This is a genomic window from Acidovorax sp. SUPP3434 (genome assembly GCF_030159015.1).
GTDB lineage: Bacteria > Pseudomonadota > Gammaproteobacteria > Burkholderiales > Burkholderiaceae_C > Paracidovorax.
In genome coordinates this window covers 53,390-72,550 of record NZ_BQXL01000010.1, presented here as the reverse complement: position 1 = coordinate 72,550, position 19,161 = coordinate 53,390, and the positions used below count along the sequence as shown (strand labels likewise).

The window sequence follows — 19,161 nt, the reverse complement described above, 5'->3', positions numbered from 1 at the left end:
CCTCCTCACGCCTCGAACTGAAAGCCCTCGGCCGGGTGCAGGGCCCAGCGGCCTTCGCCCAGCAACTGCAGCACGTGCGTGTGGTGCGCCAGCACCGCCGGCCGGTGGGCGATGCTGATGATGGAGGCGCCGCTGGCGCGCAGCCGCTCGTAGAGGGCCGCTTCGTTGGCGCCGTCCAGCGCGCTGGTGGCTTCGTCCAGGATCACGGTGCGCGGCTGGCGCACCAGCACGCGGGCGAAGGCCAGGCGCTGCTGCTCGCCGACCGACAGCTGCTTTTCCCAGTCGCGCGTGGCGTCGAGCCCGCCCACGCGGTCGGCCAGTTCGGGAAGGTGCACGTCGTTCAGGATCTGAAGCAACTGCGCATCGTCCAGCGCGGTCGTGCGCGCCGGGTAGATCATCTGGCTGCGCAGCGTGCCGGGCTGCATGTAGGGGCGCTGGGGCAGGAAGAACACCTCGTCCAGCGGCGGGTGCTGCACCACGCCGTCGCCCGTGCGCCACAGTCCGGCGATGGCGCGCAGCAGCGAGCTCTTGCCGCAGCCGCTGGCCCCGGTGATGAGCAGCGCATCGCCCGGCTGCAGCTCCAGCGTGAGGTCCTTCACCAGCAGGCGGCCGAATTTCGGGGTGTAGAGCGTGAGCCCGTCGATGGCCAGGCGTTCGCCTTCCCGCGCCTGGATCTCGCGGGAGGTGTCCGGGGCCGGTGCCTTGGCGGCGGGCGCGGGGGGCGTGGCCTGGGCTGCCGGGGCGGCCGACGGGGTGCCGCGCTGGCGGCGCGACTCGCGCTTTTGCTGGCGGCGCAGCTTGCGTGCGGCGGACACGGCCTCGGGCGCCGCCGGCTCCTCGCGCCGGGCCGGCGCACCCAGCAGGGCCTGGGCCAGCGTGTCCAGCCGGCCGATGCCGGCCACGAAGCGGCTCAGGCTCTCGAAGTTGTCAACGATCAGCGAGACGGCGGCCAGCACCGCCGCGAACGCGCCGGCCGCCTGGATGGCGCGGCCCACCTCCATGTCGCCGGAGAGCACCGCATCGGCCAGGATGATGGCGGGAATCACCACCGTGAGCTGGCTGAACGCGCGCTGGAACAGGTTGAGCGAGCGCTGGCGCTTGATGAGCCGCGCGTAGTTGGTGAACACCGCCTGGAAGCTGTGGTCCAGTTGCGCGCGCTCCTGCGACTCGCCGCGGTAGAACGCGATCGACTCGGCGTTCTCGCGCAGCCGCATCAGCCCGAAGCGGAAGTCCGCCTCGCGCCGCAGCTGCCAGAAGTTCAGGCGGATGAGCGGCGCGCCGAACACCCACAGCGCCACCACCGTGCCCAGCAGGGCGTACACCGCCAGAAAGGCCACGAGCACCTTGGAGATCGACCACAGCACGGTGCTGAAGGCCACCAGCTGCATGCCCGCGCCGACGAAGATCAGCAGGAAGTGCGTGGAGCGGCCGGTGAAGGTGTTGATGTCCTCGCTGATGCGCTGGTCGGGGTTGTCGATGCCGCCCTGCGTGTTCAGCTCGTAGTAGCGCCGGCCGCCCAGGTAGCCGTCCAGGAAGCGGTGCGTGAGCCAGCGCCGCCAGTGGTTGGAGAACGCATCGCGCATGTAGTAGTAGAAGGCGTACACCGGCACGGCGAAGCCCAGCACCAGCAGGCAGGTGCGCACCGCGTCCCAGAAGCGGTCGCGGTCCTTGGCGGCCAGGGCCGAGGTCATCTCGCCGGTGCGGTCGATCAGCATCACGGCCAGCTGCGTCTCGCACAGCATCAGCAGCACCAGCAGGCCGAGCAGGGACCAGGCCGCGACCTTCTTGTCGCCGAGCCAGTACGGCTTGGCCACGCTCATGAACTGGCGCCAGGCGGCCGCGGAAAAAGTGGGAGCGCGCCGGGAAGCGGCGAGGGGGGCGGCGGGGGCGGGTGCCGCGGTGGCTGCCGCGGGGTGCGCAGCGGCAGAAGCAGAGGAAGACATGCAGGCGGTAGGAAAGGAAAGGCGGGAGCGCTGCGGCGAAGATAGGCTGCGCGCAGGCGGGGGCCTGTCGGACGCGGCCCACGGCCGGCTACGGAAACGCACGCGACCCGGGGGAGCGCGGCCGCTCGGGCGCCACAGGGGGGAGGGGGTTACAGTGCCGGCTGTTTTCTTTTCGGGTTTCCCCCGCATCCCGCCCATGTCCAATCTCATCGTGCACGGAGGCACGCCGCTGCGTGGCCGCATCACGCCCTCCGCCAACAAGAACGCCGTGCTGCCCGTGCTGTGCGCCACGCTGCTGACCCAGGCGCCGCTCACCTTGCACGGCGTGCCCGACATCACCGACGTGCGCAAGATCCTGGACATCTTCCGCACCCTGGGCAGCGACGTGCGCATGGACCACGCCAGCGGCACGCTGGAACTGCACCACAAGGACACCGCGTTCGACGCCGCCGCCCACCGCCTGCCCGAGGAGATGCGATCGTCCATCATGCTGGTGCCGCCGCTGCTGGCGCGCTTCGGCGTGGCGCGGCTCGAAGACAACGTGAAGGGCTGCACGCTCGGCGTGCGCGAGATCGATCCGCACGTGGAGGTGTTCCGCAGCTTCGGCGGCGCGGTGGAGCGCGCGCAGGGCTCGCTGCTCGTGCGCTGCGCCGGGCCGCTGCACGCCACCCACCACTGGCTCGACTACGCCTCGGTCACCACGACCGAGAACTTCGTGCTGTGCGCGGCCTCGGCCAGCGGCGTGTCCACGCTCAACAACGCCGCGTCGGAGCCGCACGTGCAGGAGTTCTGCCGCTTCATGACCATGCTGGGCGTGCGCATCGACGGCATCGGCACGTCGCGCCTCACGGTGCACGGCGGCGCGGCGCTGGGCGGTGGCGAGTTCCGCTTCGACGAGGACTTCCACGAGATCACCACCTTCCTGGCCCTCGGGGCCATCACGGGCGGCGACGTGGTGGTGCGCAACAGCGCGCCGGAGAACTTCCCGCTGATCGACCGCACCTTCGCCAAGTTCGGCGTGCGCATCGAGCATGCGGACGGCTGGTCGCGCGCGCACCGCGAGGGGCCACTCACCGTGCAGACGCCCTTCACCAGCAACGTGCTGACCAAGGTGGAGGCCGCGCCCTGGCCCTACTTTCCCGTGGACCTGCTGCCCATCTTCATCGCGCTGGGCGTGCGGGCGCAGGGCAACGCGATGTTCTGGAACAAGGTGTACGACGGGGCGCTGGGCTGGACGGGCGAACTGTCCAAGTTCGGCGCGCACGTGTTCTCGTCCGATCCGCACCGCATCGTGACCTTCGGCGGCAATGCGCTCACGCCCGCCGTGGTGGAGAGCCCCTACATCATCCGCGTGGCCATCGCCCTGTTCATGGTGGCCGCCAGCATCGACGGGCGCTCGGAGATCCGCAACGCCACGCCCATCCGGCGCGCACACCCGCGCTTCGTGGAGAACCTGCGCAGCCTGGGCGTGCAGGTGGAGTGGACGAGCGAGGAGTGACCGCGCCCAGGCGCCCTCTGCGCCTGGGTGGGGGCGGTCAGGGCGCCAGCAGGTCGTAGGCGGCGCGCACGCGCTGCAGGTCGCGGCCCAGGCGCCGGCTCGGCGGCAGGTGGCGCAGCCAGCGCAGGCGGCGCACCGTGGTGGCCAGCACCGCGCGCATGTCCGGGCCCTGGGCGCCCAGCCAGGCCGCCCACAGCGTGCGGGCCGCGTCCAGCGCGCCCGCCTGGCGCAGGTAGAGCGCGGTGGACTGGGCGTAGCACAGCGCATCGCGCGCGTGGCACACGGCCAGCGGCAGCGCGGTGGCGGGGTCGTCCTCGAAATCCACGTAGCCCACCACGCCGTCGGGGCAGCGCACGAGATTGCGGGCGAACGCCTGGCTCAGGCAGGTGCCGCTGGCGTGCACCCGGGCGATGGCGTCCAGGCCCTGGCGCCACAGGGCCAGCACGGCCTCTGGGCCTTCGGCCACGGCGTGGTCGATCTCGTTGCCCAGGGAATGGGTTTCCTCGTCGGGGGCGCCCAAGTGCCGCATCAGGAAGGCATCGTGCTGCACCGCCAGCACCTCGGGCGCGCGCAGGCCGCGCGCGGCGAAGTCCTGCAGGCGCCGCACCTCGATGGCGATGGCCGCGGGCCCGCCTGGTGTCGGCACCGGGCGCAGCACCGCCAGGCCCAGCAGGCGTGCCAGCACCGCCATGGCGCGGTAGCGCCCGGCGCCGTGGCTGGCGCCCGCGCGCTTGAGCCACCACTGCTCGCCGGGCAGGCGGTAGCTCTGCACGTTGGGCGCCTGGGTGGCCGCATGCTCGCGCAGGAAGGCCGCGGGGTCGGTGGGGACGGCGGCGGCGGGCGCTGCAGGATCGGCGTGGGTCGGCATGGGGTCGGTGCGAAAGAGGGGAACGGGCCGGGCCCGGGGCTGCGAACAGGGTGCGAACCGAGGCCGGCAGGGGCCGGCCGGGGCCGGGCGGATAAAATCGCCGCCTGCGGCCCGGCCGTGGCCCTGGGCGGGGCTGTCTGCACCTGCCTCCAGCGCCATGCCTGCGCCCGCCCCGGTTCGCCGCTTTGCGCGGGCTGCGGCATCATAACGAAGCCTTTTTCTCCCCCCGCCGCGCCCTGGAGCCGCCCCATGACCGAATCCTCCCACGACACCGCCGCTGCCGCCGGCACCGAACCCGCCCTCGACAACGATGCGCTCGACGAGCTGGACACGCTGCTGGACGACCTGCGCAGCCGTGCCGAAGAAATCCCGCAGTGGGAGTTCTGCGACGGTTTCCTGACCGCGCTGGCCTGCACGCGCCGCGCCATTCCCGCCGCCGAATACCTGCCCATGCTGCTGGACGACGGTGGCCCCATCGATGTGACCGAGGGTGCGGGCGCCCCGCTGCCGCTGCTGCCGGCCTTCAAGGACGAAGCCCAGCAGGCGCGGTTCATGGAGCTGTGGACGCTGCGGTTCGACGAGGTCAGCCGCCAGCTGGCGACCGAGGTGGAATCGCTGGAGGACGACCGCGCCTTCCAGCCCGAGGTGATGGACATGCGCGGCGCCGTGGCCTGCCTGCCCGAGGAAGAACGCGCCGAGATGGCCGGCCAGGACATTCCCTCGTTCGGCCAGGTGTGGGCGCTCGGCTTCATGTTCGCGGTGGAGAACTGGCCCGAGGAATGGGCCGCCCCGCGCGACAAGGACGCCGCGCAGTGGCTGGACGGCGCGCTGGAAAACATCGTGGTGCTGACCGAGGACGACACCGGCAAGCCCGAGCACAACCTGTATGCCGAGGACGGCCCGGCCAGCGTGAGCGAGGCCCGCCTGGAGTCGTTCAGCGAAGCCGTCTGGGCCGTGTACGACCTGCGCCAGCTCTGGAAGAGCATCGGCCCGCGCGTGGAGGCCGTGCGCCGCGCCGACACCCCCGGCCGCAACGACCCGTGCAGCTGCGGCAGCGGCAAGAAATACAAGAAGTGCTGCGGCGCCTGACGGACGCCGGCGCGGCCTGACCGGGCGCTTCTTCTTCCCCTTTCCTTTTGCTTTTACGCGCGCTCCGGCGCGCGTTGCCGTTCCATGACCCCTGCTTTCCTGGCCCGCCTGCGTGCCGAATGGGCGCCCAGCATTCCGCGCGAACTGCTCGCGGGTGCCGTCGCCACGTTCGCGCTGATTCCCGAGGTGATCGCGTTTTCGTTCGTGGCGGGTGTCGATCCCTCCGTGGGGCTGTTCGCCTCGTTCGTCATCAGCATCGTGATCGCCTTCGCGGGCGGGCGCCCGGCCATGGTGTCGGCAGCCGCCGGTTCGGTGGCGCTCGTGGCGGCGCCGCTGGTGCAGTCGCACGGGCTGGGCCACCTTCTGGCGGCGGGGCTGCTGGCGGGCGTGGTGCAGGTGGCGTTTGGGCTGCTGCGCATGGGCGTGCTGGTGCGCTTCGTCTCCAGCTCGGTGCGCACGGGCTTCGTCAACGCGCTGGCGGTGCTGATCTTCTCGGCGCAGCTGCCGCACCTGCGCGGCGCGGGCGCCGCCACCTGGGGCATGCTGGCGCTGGGGCTGGCCCTCATCTACGGCCTGCCGTGGCTGGGCCAGCGGCTGCGGGTGCGGGCGCTCACCGCCATTCCGTCGCCGCTGATCTGCGTGGTGGCGCTCACGCTCATTGCCTCCGCCACGGGGCTGCACCTGCCCACCGTGGCGGACCTGGGCCGGTTGCCCGATGCGCTGCCGCTGTTCGGCCTGCCCGCGGTGCCGGTGTCGCTGGAGACGCTGCGCGCCATCGCGCTGCCGGCGCTGGCCATCGCCATGGTGGGGCTGCTCGAATCGGTGCTCACCGCCGCCGTGGTGGACGAAATGACCGACACACCCAGCGACAAGAACCGCGAGTGCGCGGGCCTGGGCCTGGCCAACATCGCGGCCAGCTGCTTCGGCGGCATCGCCGGCTGCGGAATGATCGGCCAGGCCGTGGGCAACGTGAAATACGGCGGGCGCGGGCGCCTGTCCACGCTGTTCGCCGGCGTGTTCCTGCTCATCCTGATGGTGGCGCTGAAGGACTGGGTGTCGCGCGTGCCGGTGATCGCGCTGGTGGCCATCATGGTGATGGTGTCGGCCTCGACGTTCGACTGGAAGTCGCTGGGCGCCGTGGTGCGCCACCCGCGCCTGTCCAGCGCCGTGATGCTCGCCACCGTGGCCGTGACGCTCGCCACGCACAACCTCGCGGCCGGGGTGGGCGTGGGGGTGGTGCTGAGCGGCGTGTTCTTCGCGTTCAAGGTCGCGCGTCTGCTCGGCGTGCGGGCCGAGGACGATGCCGCCACCGGCCTGCGCACCTGGCACGTGTCGGGCCAGGTGTTCTTCGCCTCGGCCGACGCGTTCATCGAGGCGTTCGACATCCTCGCGGCCGAAGGGCGCCCCGTGCGCATCGACGTGTCCCGCGCGCATTTCTGGGACGTGACGGCCGTGGCCGCGCTGGAGACGGTGGTGCAGCGGCTGCGGCACCACGGGGCGGTGGTGGAGGTGGTGGGGCTGAACGAGGCCAGTGCGGGGCTGGTGGGGCGGCTGGGGGGCGGCGCGGACTCCGCTATGTAATGCATAGGTCGGCCATCGCTGTGAGGGAAATATCCTGCATTAGATTTTGTTCAGATAACTATAAATTTCATTATTTAGTGAGTTGTCTATTTAAGGGTAAATTCATGGGTTAAGAATTTTTTAAGAAGTATCTTCTATGAAAATAACTTCACCCGTGGGTAAGACTTCAGGGAATAAAAGAAATGATGTTTTGGCGGTTCAGGCATCGCTCAACCGTCACATGAAGTGCAAAATGGGTTATTTGCCTGTCAAAGAAGATGGTTATATCAATGCCAGAACATTAGACGCGATTCGAGCATTTCAGGAAATGGTTGGAATTCTTCCTGTGGATTCGACTGTTTTCCCAGGAGGACCGACCCATCAAGCCCTTGATAAACCTAGCATCAGAATCTTAAATCCCACCGCCGCCTGCTGGATTGCAAATCAGGAAAAAATACGTCAAGCCCTGATTGATAGGTTATCGATAGTTGATCGCCTCAGTTGGAAGGCTCAAAATCCAGCGATGATTCCGCCCAACGATTGGAACTATCACTCGATTGCCATTCATCACGCAGGAAACACATTCGGTTGTGCGGCCCCTGGCATGGAGTCCATTCGTCAAGTAGAGAAGATAGACATCAAGAAATTCGGGAGAGTTAGCTATCACTATGCGGTAGCCTGCGACGGTACCATCTACGAGGCACTTGATATCCGTCACAAAGGGGCTCATGTGGAGGCGATGAATACGGGAGTCATTGGGATTGTGTTATTGGCAGATCTGAGCGTAAGAGGGGAGGGCGCTAAATACGGACCCGGCGTCATGAATGTCGCCAAGGCCAAGGGTGCCCAGGCTGCTATCAATGAGTTTCTGAGTGTGCAAGCTGATCGATTAAAGGTGTTGCACGACGAAGGTACGGAGCAGCAGATATCTAGAACGGAGGCGTTGGTAGGTGCACTGAAGGATTTTTTCCCAATCCGTCGATTGGGCGGACACAGGGATTTTGCAAAAACTGTTCAAACCAGTCGCGCATGTCCAGGGATCTATGGAATGATCATTGCCGATCAGCTCAGGAAAAAATTGGGGTTGTCGGAGCCTTAATATGTTTAAAAAACAGAATTTTCGTTATTTCGTATTGTGTTTTTTAATGATTTTGTTGGCCTGGCTATTTCTGGGTCTGGATAAATACACCGGGGACCATGAGATGGGGGTGAGTTGGAGTCCTTTCATTAAGGCTCAGCCATCTTGGATTATTTTTTTTCAAGATCCATCGCAGGATGGCCTTGAATACGAACGCTATGACCTGCTGAGGGCAGAGGATAAGGCTAGATTTATGGAGTATTGTAAATATCGGCGTGGCACGCTCGATCCGTATGAGTGCCAAAAGATCAACGACGCTAGCAGAATCTAGCCGTCAAACTACCCGGCGGAAAGATCGAGAGCATCCGGTCATGAGCTTCATTGCAGCGGTCGAGGCATTCGCCAGAAAGGAGTCTGGTGTTCTGCCAAGCCGAAATCTTCACTCAGAGACAACGATCGAGGACGATCTCAGCATCACGGGCGACGATGCGGTGGAGTTCATGGAGACCTTCTTCGCGGAGTTCGGCGTCGATTCCAGCGGGTTCGATTTCGGACGGTATTTCCACAACGAAGGGTTCAATCCATTGCAGTTGTTTTGGATGCCTTTGCGCCGCTATCGGGATCGACAGAGGAAGGTGCCCATCACCTTGGGCATGCTCGCGAAGTCCGTTGAACTGAAGCGCTGGGATGCCGCCCGCATCGAATCCGCCGGACCGAGGGAGACCGCCACTCCACGCGCATGAGGCCGACGGCCGCGAGGCGTGGGTGTTCAGTGCAGAAGATCGGCCAGCCGCGCCAGCGCATGCCGCACGGTGGCCGCACGCACGGCCGCCCGGTCGCCCGCGAAGCGCATCACTTCGCTGTGGATTTGCCCCGCGACCGACCAGCCGAACCACACCGTCCCCACCGGCTTGTCCGCGCTCCCGCCCCCGGGCCCGGCCACGCCCGTGACGGCCACGCTCACCTGCGCCAGGGAGCGCGCCACGGCGCCCTCGGCCATGGCGCGCGCCACGGGTTCGCTCACGGCGCCGTGCGCTTCGATGAGGGCGGCGGGCACGCCCAGCAGGTCGGTCTTGGCTGCGTTGGAGTAAGTGACGAAGCCGCGCTCGAACCAGCGGCTCGACCCGGCCAGGTCGGTGCAGGCTGCGGCGATCAGCCCGCCCGTGCAGCTTTCGGCGGTGGCCAGCATCGCGCCGCGCGCCACGAGCGCCTCGGCGATGTAGGCCAAATGGGCCTCCAGTGCAATATTTCCTAGGGCATCATGCTCTGATTTTGATAGCGAATCGTCCGGTGTCACCACAGATGCCTCCAGAGCGCGATCACCACCAGCGTGCAGAAGGCCGCCACCAGGTCGTCGAACACGATGCCCCAGCCGCCGCGCCAGCCGAAGCCCTTGAACAAACTGTCGGCCCAGGCCACGGGGCCGGGCTTGGCGGCGTCGAAAAAGCGGAACAGCGCGAACGCCGCGCACTGCCCCCAAAAGCCCATGGGCATGGACAGCCACAGCACGAGCCAGAAGGCGATGACCTCGTCCCACACGATGCTGCCGGGGTCGGCCACGCCCATGTGGCGCGCGGTGGTGGTGCAGGCCCACCAGCCGACGAGCGTGCCGGCCAGGATCAGCACGCCGAAATGCAGGGGTGCGAGCCACTGCTGCAGTACCAGGTAGGCCAGCCACGCCCACAGCGTGCCGACGGTGCCGGGTGCCTTGGGTGACAGGCCCGCGCCGAAGCCCAGGGCGATCCAGTGCGCCGGGTGCGACCGCATGAAGGCGGCGGTCGCGCGGCGCGGTGCGGCGGCGGGCGTGGCAGGGCCGAAGGGGGCGGCGTTCATTCCCGCTCCCTCAGCGCGATCTCTTTCGGGTAGCGCACGGTGTGCGTGGCCGTGAAGCGCGCGGTGGCGCCGGCGGCCAGCGGCTGCTGCCAGGCGATGGTGCCGGGCGTGCGGTTCCAGGCCGTGTCCTGCGGCGCGGGCGTGTAGCGGGATTCGACCTCGATCTTCTCGTTGCGCGAGACCGGCGCCGCATCCAGCACCTGCAGCGCGATGGCCCGGGCGTGGCGGTTCTCGATGCGGAAGGCGCGCTCGGTGCGGCGCTCGGTGCGCCCGCCCGTGAAGCCGGCGCTGCCGGTGGTCTCCTGCGGCGGCTCGGCCTTCACGATCACCTGGTCGTCGGCTCCGAACCACAGGGTGGCCCTGCCGCCGGCCGTGGAGTCCTGCGCGAAATTCAGCGTGTCGTTGCCGATGAAGGCGCCGTCGCGGTACAGCCCCACGGGCCCCGCGGGCCAGGCGCCCAGCGGCGGCGCGATCTCGGCCACGAGGTAGGCCGTCTCCTGCCGGGCGGGCACGGCGCGCGTGAGCAGCGTGGCAGCCGCGTTGTGCGTGCCCGGGGCCAGCGTGGTGCGCTGGCCGTTGGAGGGCACGGTGATGCGCTGGGGCACCGCGAACTGCGTGGCGTAGGTGCCGGCGAACGCGGTGACGTCGAAGCTGGGCGGCTCGGCTTCCTCGGCCAGGCTGGCGGGCGCGGCCATCGCGGCGGGTGCCGCCGGGGCGGGCAGCCGGGCCATGGCCATCTGCGGCTGCGGGGGCGGCGCCACATCGAGGGTCCATGCGCCGGGCGCCGGGCCGCGCGTGGCGCGGGTGGCGGCTTGCGTGGATAGGGTGAGCCGCACGTCGGTCCAGTCCTCGCCGCTGTTTTGCGCGACGAGCGCCAGGCGCTCCAGCACCACGGCGCCGGTGTCGCTGTTGAGCACCGCGCGGTAGGTGGGCTGCCAGCCGGGGCCGCGCACCTGGTAGGTCAGACGCAGTTCGCCCTCGCGCTCGGCCGCCAGATTGACGGCGACCGACACGGCGCGCGCCCGGGGCCCGCCCGCATTGCGGTTGCGCTCGGCCACCAGGGGTTTGAGGGCCAGTTCCAGTGCTTCTTGCCGGCGCTTGAGTGTGTTCGAGCGGGTGAGGGCGTCGAGCGAGGTCTTGCGCAGCGCATCGGCCGTGGCGCCGATCTGGCCCGGGCTTACCGCGGCGGCGGGGCCCGCGGCCGGGCGGCGGTCGGGCTGCGGCGTGTCGGCCGCGCTACCGGCGTTGCCGGCCACGCCCTGCAGGTAACGGTTCACCAACTGCAGCGAGGCGGTCTCGGCACGCACGGCGGCCAGCTGGTCTTCCAGGTCCTGGATGCGGCCGTCCAGCGGGCTGGCGCAGCCGGCGGCCACGTCGCGGTCTTCGGTGGTGATCTTGAATTCGCCCACGCGCACCCCGGTGCCGGCGGCGATCTGCAGGCTGGCGGTGTCGATGGAGGCGGGCAGGCAGCGGAACACGGCGCTGCGGGCACCGGCTGCCACGCGCGCGGTGCGCTCCACGGTGGCGCTGCCGGGCGAGACGGTGACCTGCGTGATTCGCGAGGCCACGCTGTCCTGCGCCAGGGCGGCGCCGGTGCCCAGCAGTGCCGTGGCGCTGGACAGAGCGGCCAGCAGCGCGGCCAGGGAGGGGGTCGGCCGTGCGGCGGGCGCAGGCCGCAGGGAGGGCAGGGAATGGATCAAGTGCGGCTCCTGGATGGGCTGGCGGATGCAATCGTGGGGCGGGCGGCAGGATACCGCGCCCGGCGATTATTCACCCCTGCCCACCGCAGCCGCGGCCGCAGGCGCTCGGTGATCAGTCGGCGAAGGCCGACGCGGCTGCGGCGGCGGGCCTCATGTGGGTCGGCCGCATGCGGCCCAGCGTCTCGCTGCCGACCAGGCCTTCGATGTCCACGAGGATCAGCATGCGGTCGTTCACGCTGCCCAGGCCCAGGATGAATTGGGCGTCCACGCTGGAGGACAGCTGGGGCGCGGGGCGGATCATCTCGGCCTTGAGTTCCACCACGTCGGAGACGGCGTCCACCACCGCGCCCACGGTGTACTGGCCGACATTGAGCACGATCACCACGGTGGAGTGGTTGTATTCGGCGCTGGCGCAATGCAGCCGAAGGCGCAGGTCCACGATGGGAATGATGATGCCGCGCAGATTGACCACCCCCTTGATGAAGTCGGGCGCGCCGGCCAGCCGCGTCGGCGGCTCGTAGGAGCGGATTTCCTGCACCTGGAGGATGCCGATGCCGTATTCCTCGTCGCCCAGGCGGAACGAGAGGAATTCGCCGCCCTTGCTGACGGCATTGGCGGCGGTGGCGTTGTTGGGGTCGGTGGGCAGTGAAGAAAGGGCCATGGCGGATCTCTTGCAGGCAATGGAGGAAGAAAAGGGGTCCCGGCGGCGTCCGGTGGCCCATCGTACCGGGGCGGGACGATGGGCCATGGACGACGGGGCGCGGGGGCGTGTCAGAAGTTCTGCCAGTCGTCTTCGCTGCCGCCGCCGGCCAGGGCCAGCGACGGCTGGCTCGGGCGGGGCGCGGCGGCCTTCTTGGGCGCAGCTGCCATGCGGGCCGGCGCGTGCGGTGCCATGGCCGCGCGCAGCGGGGCGGGTTTGGTCGCTGCGGCGCGGGCCGGTGCGGGGGCCGCCACCGCGTGCAGGCTGGGGGCTTCGTGGTCCAGCCGGAACACGCTCACCGCCTGCACCAGCCTGCTCGCCTGGGCCCGCAGGCTGTCCGCCGCCGCAGCGCTTTCCTCGACGAGCGCGGCGTTCTGCTGCGTCACCTGGTCGAGCTGGCTCACGGCGTCGCTCACCTGGCCGATGCCCAGCGTCTGCTCCTGCGTGGCGGCGCTGATCTCGCTGATGAGGTCGTTCACGCGCTTGACCTGCGCCACGATGTCGGCCATGGTGCGGCCGGCCTCCTCCACCTGCTGGCTGCCCGCGTCCACCTTCTGCACGCTGTCGGTGATGAGGCCCTTGATCTCCTTGGCGGCGTCGGCGCTGCGCTGCGCGAGGCTGCGCACTTCGCTGGCCACCACGGCGAAGCCCCGGCCCTGCTCGCCGGCGCGGGCGGCCTCCACGGCGGCGTTGAGCGCCAGGATGTTGGTCTGGAAGGCGATGCCGTCGATCACGCCGATGATGTCCACGATCTTCTTGCTGGAGGCGGTGATGGCCTCCATGGTGTCCACGACCTGGCCCACCACCACGCCGCCGCGCTGCGCCACGGCGCTGGCGGAGTCGGCCAGCTGCGTGGCCTGGCGGGCGGTATCGCCGTTGTTCTTGACGGTGGCCGTGATCTCTTCCATCGAGGCGGCGGTCTGCTGCAGGTTGGAGGCCTGCTCTTCCGTGCGCTGGCTCAGGTCGGCGTTGCCGGTGGCGATCTGCGTGCTGCCGGTGGCGATCGAGTCGCTGCTCTGGCGGACCTGGCCCACCACCTGCGCCAGGCTGTCGCGCATGGCCTTCATGCCCACCAGCAGGCTGGCCTGGTCGCCTGCGCGGGTGCTCACGTCCACGGCGAGGTTGCCCGCGGCGATCTGGCGCACCACCTCGGAGGCGTAGTCCGGCTCGCCGCCGAGCTGCCGCGTGATGGACCGCGTCACCCACACGCCCAGCGCACAGGCCAGCCCGATGGCGAGCAGGGAGCCGGCCACGACGGCGTTGACATTGAAGGCGCGCAGCTGCTCGGCCTGCGCGGAGCGGCGGGCCAGCAGGTCGCTCTCGGCCTTGTCGAGTTCGCCCTGCAGCGCGCGAAAGCCGTCCATGGCCGCCTTGTCCTTGCCCTGGCCGAACTGCGCGAGGAAGTCCTGCATGGTCCTGGTGCCTGCCGCCACGTCGCGCCGTGCCTGCATCAAGGCGATCACCACGGCGGTGAATTCGGTGTTGCGGGCCTTCATTCCGTCCAGGCGCTGCTGCTGCGCGGGGTTGTCCGCGGTCAGCTTCTTGACCTCCGTCCAGGCCTGGTCGAACGCCTGGGTGCCGGCTTTCCAGGGCTCCAGGAACCGGTCTTCGCCGCTGAGCAGAAAGCCGCGCGTGCCGGTTTCCATGTTGACCATGCTGTTGAGCAGCGTGTTGGAGCGGTTCAGCACCTGGTAGGTGTGAATGTCCCATTTCTCCGCCTCGGCCAGCTTGGCGCTGCTGTACAGGGAGGTGGCGGCGACCGCCAGGAAGATACCGATGACGGTACCGAAAGCGATCAAAAGTCGCCGGGAAACGGTCAGGGTGCTGCGCGGGGTCATGTCATTCCTCTCTGGTCTGGCTGGGAAGATGGAAATGCAATATTTCGCAAAAATGATATATTTGAAACCAAAAAATGTATATCAAAAAATATCTGAATTCTGGAAATTTCGACCCTTGGAAAGAGAGCTGCGTCGTTTTGGGACCTTCTTGCCCGTTTTTTCTATTTGATAAATATGATATTTCGTGCGCCAACCCATGGGGTGCGGCCCAATGACCGGCAGCCTGCCGGCCCGGTGTCCGCTCCCGGGCCGGCAGGCTGCGGCAGGTGGCCACGGCGTGGGACGCCGGGGCGCGAAAACGTCAATGCCCGCGCTGCATCACGCCTGCGGTGCGACGTAGGCGATGAGCCGCCCCATGCGGCGGATCCACTCCGAGGTGACGATGAACTGCGGCTTGTCGCGCTTCACGTAGGGCGGGACCTCCGGCGGGTTGTCGGCCGGATAGGGCGACGTGTCCCAGGCATCGCCCACGTGCTTGCTGCGGTAGGCGGTGCCGGTGTAGGCGGCCGAGGGCCCGTCGCCCTGGTAGGGATTGACGACCTCGGGCACGGGCGAGGTCCAGTAGCCCTTGGCGCCCAGCTCGTCCACCAGCGTCCGCGCCTCGCTGTCGGGCACCTTGGGCGTGGCCATGGTGGCGCCCGCGAACAGGTCGGGGAAGTCCACTTCTCGGATCGAGAAATACCGGGGCAGCGCGCGCGTGGCCGTGCCGGCCTTGAGGGGCGAGCGCGCCGCCATGGCGGCCACGGCCGCATCGCTCATGCCATCGAGCTGCCGGTAGGTGGACTCCAGCCCCGCGATGTCGATGGCGCGGCCCGCCGAGTAGTGGCTGACGGTGTTGGCCCAGTCCTTGTCGGCGTAGTAGCCGCCGTTGTGGATGTTGGAGCCGTAGCGGTGCACGTACAGCGGTGCATTGGTGTCCAGCTCCACGAACGTGGGGTGGGTGCGGCCGCCGCCCAGCAGCGGGCTGCCCGCGATGGCCGCCGCCGGCAGCGGGCAGGTCTTGAGCCAGGCGATGGCCTCGGGGATGCGCGCGAGATAGCGGCGCTCGCCCGTGAGCTGGAAGTAGTTGAACAGCTGGCGGATGTTGGTCTGCGTGGTGTGCGTGGCCAGCGAGCGGGGCTCGTAGCTGCGCGCGCCGGCCGGGGCGCCGGCCGGGCGGCCGGCCATCGGGCGCGACAGGTGCTGCAGGCTCCAACCGGCCTGCGGGCCGCTTTGCTGCATGAGGCGCATGCACTCCATGGCGCGCGCGATGGGCCCCAGCAGGCGCGTCTCGCCCAGCGCCATCACGCACATCGTGAGGAACTTGATGTTCTCGCCCATCACGTCGTCGTTGAAGGTCACGTGCAGCGTGTAGTCGCCGTCCTCCATGCCCGAATGGGCGCCCGCGGGCACCTGCTCGGGGTGGGGCGAGGGCATGGCGCCGACCGCGCCGGGAAAGTGCGGGAACCGCTGCGGCCAGCCGCCGTTCGCCACGCCGTATTCGGGGCCGAACTGCGCGTTCAGCACGAAGTCGATGGCCTTTTGCAGCGGCGCGAGAAAGCGCACGTCGCGCTTTTCCACATACATGCGCAGCAGCAGTTGCGAGGCCACGGCCGTGCCCGCGTCGTCGAACGTGGCGTTGCCGTAGTAGTGCTGAAATTCCTCGAGCCGCCAGCCGTTCTTGCCGATGGTGTCGTACCACTGGCGCAGCGACGCCTCGCCCGCGAAGTCGTGGATGTAGTTCCAGCCGCCAGAGGCGTGCTGCGCCGCGACGATGGCCAGCGTGGTGCGCTCGGCGGCCTGCAGGAAGCGTTCGTCGCCGGTGGCGTGGTAGGCGTCCAGGTACACGTGGCCGACCGAGGGCGTGCCCGGCGGCTGGATCCAGCACATGGTGCGGTAGGCCTCCATCTCGCCGAAGGTCTGCTTCAGGTCGGGCGAATACGACCACACGTAGCCGCCGCGGTACGAGACCACCTCGTCCATGTAGTCGGCGGCGCGCCGCAGCGCGGTGGCCGCCTCGCCCTGCGGGCCGGATGCGCCGCCCGAACCGCCGCCACAGGCGGTGAGCCACAGCGGCGCGAGCGCCGTCAGCGCGAAATCTCTGCGTTTCATGGAATGTCTCCTCTCGTCTTCGATGCAAGGAATGCACGCGCCGTCGGCGCGGCGATCGCAGCCTGGGGATCCCGGCTGTCTTGGTGTGCAGATCATCTTGAAGGATGTCGTACAACTTGGCGGCGATTGTGGGAGGCAGGGGAGAGGAGGCGATGCGTGTTTACCCGGTCTGCCACGCTCCAGAGGGTGCGTAAGTCTTTGGTAAGGCGCTTCGAGTTAGTACCTACTTAGGCGAAAACGATTGCGCAGTCGGTATCGTTTGCCAACGTCGGGATGGCCGCAAGCGTGGTTTCGGTGGCATTTCGTCACAAAGTGGTACGACAACTGCCGCTTTGCAGGGACGGTGATGTCCCGTAAGTGATTGCGCTGCCGATCAGCGAAAGTGGTCGTATGACGAGTATTGCTGGTGGAGGGACTGGCCCTGTGCATCCACCAGCCGCAGGCCGGGCGCGGCCTCGATGGTGCCGATGCGGGCCACGGGCGTGGCCGTGGCCTGCCCGGCGGCCTGGACCTCGGCGCGGTGCTCGGGCGCGGCGGTGAACAGCAGTTCGTAGTCGTCGCCGCCGGCCAGGGCGCAGCGCAGCAGGGTTTCGTGGTCAAAAGCCCCTGATGCCTTAGTACTAATTGCTCCTGTTGCTATTAATTCAATAGCGTTCTGGGTGTCGATGCGTGCCCCCACGCCCGAGGCCTGCAGGATGTGGCCCAGGTCGCCCACCAGCCCGTCGCTCACGTCGATGGCGCTGCGGGCCAGCCCGCGCAGGGCCTGCCCCAATGCCACACGCGGCGTGGGGCGCTCCAGCCGCTCGCGGGCCTGGGCCAGCCAGGGCGCGGGCAGGGTGCGCTCGCCGCGCAGCGCCTCCAGCGCCAGCCGCGCGTCCCCGAGCGTGCCGCTCACCCACAGGTCGTCGCCCGCGCGTGCGCCGCTGCGCAGCAGGGCCTGGCCGGCGGGCACTTCGCCGAACACGGTGATGCAGATGTTGAGCGGCCCGCCCGTGGTGTCGCCGCCCACCAGCTCGCAACCGTGCGCATCGGCCAGCGCCAGCAGCCCGCGCGAAAAGCGCTCCAGCCAGTCGCTGTCGGCCCGCGGCAGCGACAGGGCGAGCGTGAAGGCCAGCGGCCGGGCGCCGCACGCGGCCAGATCGCTCAGGTTGACCGCCAGCGCCTTGTGGCCGAGCGCCTCGGGGTCGACGTCGGCGAAGAAATGGCGGCCCTCCACCAGCATGTCGCTGGAGACGGCCAGGTGCATGCCCGGCGCGGGCGCGAGCAGCGCGCAGTCGTCGCCCACGCCCAGCGCGGCACGGCGCACGGGGCGCTGGAAGAAACGGCGGATCAGATCGAATTCACCCATGGCAGGAGCATACGGTGCGGCAGGCCACCGCCCGCGCTACGTCTGGTAGTCGCCGCTGGCCTCGGGCTGAAAGAGGATGGCGACCACCTGCGCCGCGCAGGCGTCGCCGTTCGGCGTGAGCCACTTCGCGACGTCCCCGACCTTCAGGCCCAGCAGGCTGCTGCCCACCGGCGAGAGCACGGAGATGAAGCCGGCCGTGGGCTCGGCATCCCGCGGATAGCAGACCGTGAGCGTCTGGCGCCGGGCGGTCTGCACATCGACCAGTTCCACGCGCGAGTACATCGTCACGACATCGCCAGGCACGGCGCGCGAGCCGGTCACCTCGGCGCTGGCCAGCAGCGCGGCCAGGGCGGGGGGAAGCTCGCGCCCGGGCAGTTTGCTCAGGCGGGCGAAATCCAGTTCGGTGAGCGTGCGCTCGCCGTGAATCGTTGCATGCATCGACACACTCCATCGAATCCATGCGGGCACCGCCCGAAAGAGGGGGCGCCCGCGGCCGCGCGAGGCGGGGGCCCGGCGGCGGAGGGTTGCGCTGAAAGAAGAAGGGAGGGTAGCGGACCGCCGGGCTCAGAAAGGTGCGGGGGGCACCGGCCGATGCGCTCTCTTGGCGGCCGCGTGCGCGCCGGCCGCTGCGCGGGGCAGTGCGGCGAGGGTGGCGTGGTGGGGGCCGGAGAGGGGGAAGGGCATGCGGGCAGTGTAGGCCGTCACGCGGGCGGCACCCGCAATGGCCTCACGCCCTTTGCCAGATTGGGTGCCCCCTCGCGCTGCGGCGCGTGCAGAGGGGGCGGCATGCCGGGCGGCCGGGCGAAAAAAAACCGGCCCAGGAGGGCCGGCTTTTCGCGGAGTGCGGCGGGGCTCAGTAACGGCCACCGCCGAAACCACCCGTGCCGTAGCCCACGTCGGAGCGCTTGTTCGCGCCGTAGCCCGCTGCGCTGTAGCCGCCCGAGCCGCCGCCTTCTTCGCGGGGGCGGGCCAGGTTCACGACGATCGAGCGGCCGTCGACGGACATGCCGTGCAGACCGGTGATGGCGGCCTGGGCCGCTTCGGCGGACGCCATTTCCACGAAGCCGAAGCCCTTGGAGCGGCCGGTTTCACGGTCCATCATGACCTTGGCCGAGGAGACGTTGCCGAACTCGGCAAAGTTGCTTTGCAAGATGGCGTCGGTCACGGAGTAGGGCAGGTTGCCCACGTAGATTTTGCTGCTCATGGAAAGAGCCTTTCTGAAAGAGGTGCGCAACGAATGGCGCGCCGTTGGAGGACGGTGGTGCGAAAAGGGGAAAAGGGATCTGCCTCGGCAGCCCCTGGGCCTCAGCACGCCGGAGGGTGCGGCATGCTCGTTTGCAGCCAGCCCTGGGTGATGGCAAAGAGCCGGGCAGCTTCGCGGGATGCAAACGCTTTGTCGAAACGGAATACGCGGCAGTAGCTGCCGTTGCCCTGGGATCGATGGACCGAGAAGGAGGCGCGGAAGCGGCCACAGTCGGTCGGGTGTGTCGAGGGCGAGACGACGTACTGGCCCATGGGAATGGCGGTCTTGGAAATCTGGTTCATTCAGGATCGCAGGCGGGAGAGGGCCTGCGTGAGCATCGAGGAACTCGGTCGGCTGCAGCTCGGCAGATCG

18 protein-coding genes are annotated in these 19,161 nt (G+C 68.7%); 6 read left to right on the top strand and 12 right to left on the bottom strand.

Features of this window, described 5'->3' with window-relative positions; genetic code table 11:
- Nucleotides 1–5: 5 nt before the first annotated feature.
- The gene (locus AVKW3434_RS15995) at nucleotides 6–1,820 is read right to left on the bottom strand and encodes an ABC transporter ATP-binding protein/permease (RefSeq protein WP_284406644.1); all 1,815 of its coding nucleotides are present in this window, start codon (nucleotides 1,818–1,820) and stop codon (nucleotides 6–8) included.
- A 319-nt stretch (nucleotides 1,821–2,139) separates the two neighbouring features.
- On the opposite strand from AVKW3434_RS15995, the gene AVKW3434_RS15990 reads away from it, so the two are divergent.
- Nucleotides 2,140–3,441 (top strand): UDP-N-acetylglucosamine 1-carboxyvinyltransferase, encoded by a 1,302-nt coding sequence (locus AVKW3434_RS15990; protein ID WP_284406643.1) that lies wholly within the window; start codon nucleotides 2,140–2,142, stop codon nucleotides 3,439–3,441.
- 37 nt (nucleotides 3,442–3,478) lie between these two features.
- On the opposite strand, the gene AVKW3434_RS15985 is transcribed toward AVKW3434_RS15990, so the two are convergent.
- A complete protein-coding gene (locus AVKW3434_RS15985) occupies nucleotides 3,479–4,309 on the bottom strand; it encodes a BUD32 family EKC/KEOPS complex subunit (protein ID WP_284406642.1) in 831 nt (276 codons plus the stop codon).
- 249 nt (nucleotides 4,310–4,558) lie between these two features.
- Between AVKW3434_RS15985 and AVKW3434_RS15980 the strand changes: the two genes are divergently transcribed.
- From AVKW3434_RS15980 to AVKW3434_RS15960, 5 genes are all read left to right on the top strand, one after another.
- Complete coding sequence (locus AVKW3434_RS15980; protein WP_272565705.1) at nucleotides 4,559–5,398, top strand: UPF0149 family protein; 840 nt, start codon at nucleotides 4,559–4,561, stop codon at nucleotides 5,396–5,398.
- 84 nt (nucleotides 5,399–5,482) lie between these two features.
- Complete coding sequence (locus tag AVKW3434_RS15975; protein WP_284406641.1) at nucleotides 5,483–6,979, top strand: SulP family inorganic anion transporter; 1,497 nt, start codon at nucleotides 5,483–5,485, stop codon at nucleotides 6,977–6,979.
- Between the two features lie 136 nt (nucleotides 6,980–7,115).
- Nucleotides 7,116–8,057 carry a peptidoglycan recognition protein family protein gene (locus AVKW3434_RS15970; RefSeq protein WP_284406640.1) on the top strand — a complete coding sequence of 314 codons (942 nt, stop codon included), beginning with the start codon at nucleotides 7,116–7,118 and terminating at the stop codon, nucleotides 8,055–8,057.
- A 1-nt stretch (nucleotide 8,058) separates the two neighbouring features.
- The gene (locus AVKW3434_RS15965) at nucleotides 8,059–8,367 is read left to right on the top strand and encodes a hypothetical protein (RefSeq protein ID WP_284406639.1); all 309 of its coding nucleotides are present in this window, start codon (nucleotides 8,059–8,061) and stop codon (nucleotides 8,365–8,367) included.
- Nucleotides 8,368–8,407: 40 nt separating this feature from the next.
- Nucleotides 8,408–8,779, top strand: coding sequence for a DUF1493 family protein (locus AVKW3434_RS15960; protein ID WP_284406638.1), 372 nt, complete (start codon nucleotides 8,408–8,410; stop codon nucleotides 8,777–8,779).
- A 26-nt stretch (nucleotides 8,780–8,805) separates the two neighbouring features.
- Here AVKW3434_RS15960 and AVKW3434_RS15955 read toward each other — a convergent pair whose 3' ends face one another.
- The 10 genes from AVKW3434_RS15955 to AVKW3434_RS15910 form a co-directional block, all read right to left on the bottom strand.
- Nucleotides 8,806–9,225 carry a CinA family protein gene (locus AVKW3434_RS15955; protein ID WP_284406721.1) on the bottom strand — a complete coding sequence of 140 codons (420 nt, stop codon included), beginning with the start codon at nucleotides 9,223–9,225 and terminating at the stop codon, nucleotides 8,806–8,808.
- Nucleotides 9,226–9,329: 104 nt separating this feature from the next.
- The gene (locus AVKW3434_RS15950) at nucleotides 9,330–9,869 is read right to left on the bottom strand and encodes a phosphatidylglycerophosphatase A family protein (RefSeq protein ID WP_284406637.1); all 540 of its coding nucleotides are present in this window, start codon (nucleotides 9,867–9,869) and stop codon (nucleotides 9,330–9,332) included.
- Nucleotides 9,866–11,569 carry a DUF4139 domain-containing protein gene (locus AVKW3434_RS15945; RefSeq protein ID WP_284406636.1) on the bottom strand — a complete coding sequence of 568 codons (1,704 nt, stop codon included), beginning with the start codon at nucleotides 11,567–11,569 and terminating at the stop codon, nucleotides 9,866–9,868. Before AVKW3434_RS15945 ends, AVKW3434_RS15950 begins: the two co-directional genes overlap by 4 nt.
- Before the next feature lie 112 nt (nucleotides 11,570–11,681).
- Entirely contained in the window at nucleotides 11,682–12,230 is a 549-nt protein-coding gene (locus AVKW3434_RS15940) for a chemotaxis protein CheW (RefSeq protein WP_284406635.1), read from the bottom strand.
- Nucleotides 12,231–12,340: 110 nt separating this feature from the next.
- Nucleotides 12,341–14,107, bottom strand: coding sequence for a methyl-accepting chemotaxis protein (locus AVKW3434_RS15935; protein WP_284406634.1), 1,767 nt, complete (start codon nucleotides 14,105–14,107; stop codon nucleotides 12,341–12,343).
- Between the two features lie 318 nt (nucleotides 14,108–14,425).
- Nucleotides 14,426–16,198 (bottom strand): pectate lyase, encoded by a 1,773-nt coding sequence (locus AVKW3434_RS15930; RefSeq protein ID WP_284406633.1) that lies wholly within the window; start codon nucleotides 16,196–16,198, stop codon nucleotides 14,426–14,428.
- Nucleotides 16,199–16,571: 373 nt separating this feature from the next.
- Entirely contained in the window at nucleotides 16,572–17,546 is a 975-nt protein-coding gene (thiL, locus tag AVKW3434_RS15925; RefSeq protein ID WP_284406632.1) for a thiamine-phosphate kinase, read from the bottom strand.
- 36 nt (nucleotides 17,547–17,582) lie between these two features.
- Nucleotides 17,583–17,984 (bottom strand): GreA/GreB family elongation factor, encoded by a 402-nt coding sequence (locus AVKW3434_RS15920; protein WP_284406631.1) that lies wholly within the window; start codon nucleotides 17,982–17,984, stop codon nucleotides 17,583–17,585.
- A gap of 415 nt (nucleotides 17,985–18,399) precedes the next feature.
- A complete protein-coding gene (gene rbp, locus AVKW3434_RS15915) occupies nucleotides 18,400–18,750 on the bottom strand; it encodes an RNA-binding regulator (RefSeq protein WP_284406630.1) in 351 nt (116 codons plus the stop codon).
- A gap of 101 nt (nucleotides 18,751–18,851) precedes the next feature.
- Nucleotides 18,852–19,091: a hypothetical protein gene (locus tag AVKW3434_RS15910; protein ID WP_284406629.1), complete on the bottom strand. Its 240-nt coding sequence runs from the start codon at nucleotides 19,089–19,091 to the stop codon at nucleotides 18,852–18,854.
- Between the last annotated feature and the right edge of the window lie 70 nt (nucleotides 19,092–19,161).

Bases quoted from the DNA above. Each gene is read 5' to 3' on its own strand.
- AVKW3434_RS15920 (WP_284406631.1), bottom strand. From the start codon at position 17,984: ATGCATGCAACGATTCACGGCGAGCGCACGCTCACCGAACTGGATTTC.
- AVKW3434_RS15975 (WP_284406641.1), top strand. From the start codon at position 5,483: ATGACCCCTGCTTTCCTGGCCCGCCTGCGTGCCGAATGGGCGCCCAGC.
- AVKW3434_RS15955 (WP_284406721.1), bottom strand. From the start codon at position 9,225: ATGCTGGCCACCGCCGAAAGCTGCACGGGCGGGCTGATCGCCGCAGCC.
- AVKW3434_RS15910 (WP_284406629.1), bottom strand. From the start codon at position 19,091: ATGAACCAGATTTCCAAGACCGCCATTCCCATGGGCCAGTACGTCGTC.
- AVKW3434_RS15980 (WP_272565705.1), top strand. From the start codon at position 4,559: ATGACCGAATCCTCCCACGACACCGCCGCTGCCGCCGGCACCGAACCC.
- AVKW3434_RS15960 (WP_284406638.1), top strand. From the start codon at position 8,408: ATGAGCTTCATTGCAGCGGTCGAGGCATTCGCCAGAAAGGAGTCTGGT.
- AVKW3434_RS15965 (WP_284406639.1), top strand. From the start codon at position 8,059: ATGTTTAAAAAACAGAATTTTCGTTATTTCGTATTGTGTTTTTTAATG.
- AVKW3434_RS15985 (WP_284406642.1), bottom strand. From the start codon at position 4,309: ATGCCGACCCACGCCGATCCTGCAGCGCCCGCCGCCGCCGTCCCCACC.
- AVKW3434_RS15970 (WP_284406640.1), top strand. From the start codon at position 7,116: ATGAAAATAACTTCACCCGTGGGTAAGACTTCAGGGAATAAAAGAAAT.
- AVKW3434_RS15930 (WP_284406633.1), bottom strand. From the start codon at position 16,198: ATGAAACGCAGAGATTTCGCGCTGACGGCGCTCGCGCCGCTGTGGCTC.
- AVKW3434_RS15995 (WP_284406644.1), bottom strand. From the start codon at position 1,820: ATGAGCGTGGCCAAGCCGTACTGGCTCGGCGACAAGAAGGTCGCGGCC.
- AVKW3434_RS15990 (WP_284406643.1), top strand. From the start codon at position 2,140: ATGTCCAATCTCATCGTGCACGGAGGCACGCCGCTGCGTGGCCGCATC.
- rbp (WP_284406630.1), bottom strand. From the start codon at position 18,750: ATGAGCAGCAAAATCTACGTGGGCAACCTGCCCTACTCCGTGACCGAC.
- AVKW3434_RS15935 (WP_284406634.1), bottom strand. From the start codon at position 14,107: ATGACCCCGCGCAGCACCCTGACCGTTTCCCGGCGACTTTTGATCGCT.
- thiL (WP_284406632.1), bottom strand. From the start codon at position 17,546: ATGGGTGAATTCGATCTGATCCGCCGTTTCTTCCAGCGCCCCGTGCGC.
- AVKW3434_RS15950 (WP_284406637.1), bottom strand. From the start codon at position 9,869: ATGAACGCCGCCCCCTTCGGCCCTGCCACGCCCGCCGCCGCACCGCGC.
- AVKW3434_RS15940 (WP_284406635.1), bottom strand. From the start codon at position 12,230: ATGGCCCTTTCTTCACTGCCCACCGACCCCAACAACGCCACCGCCGCC.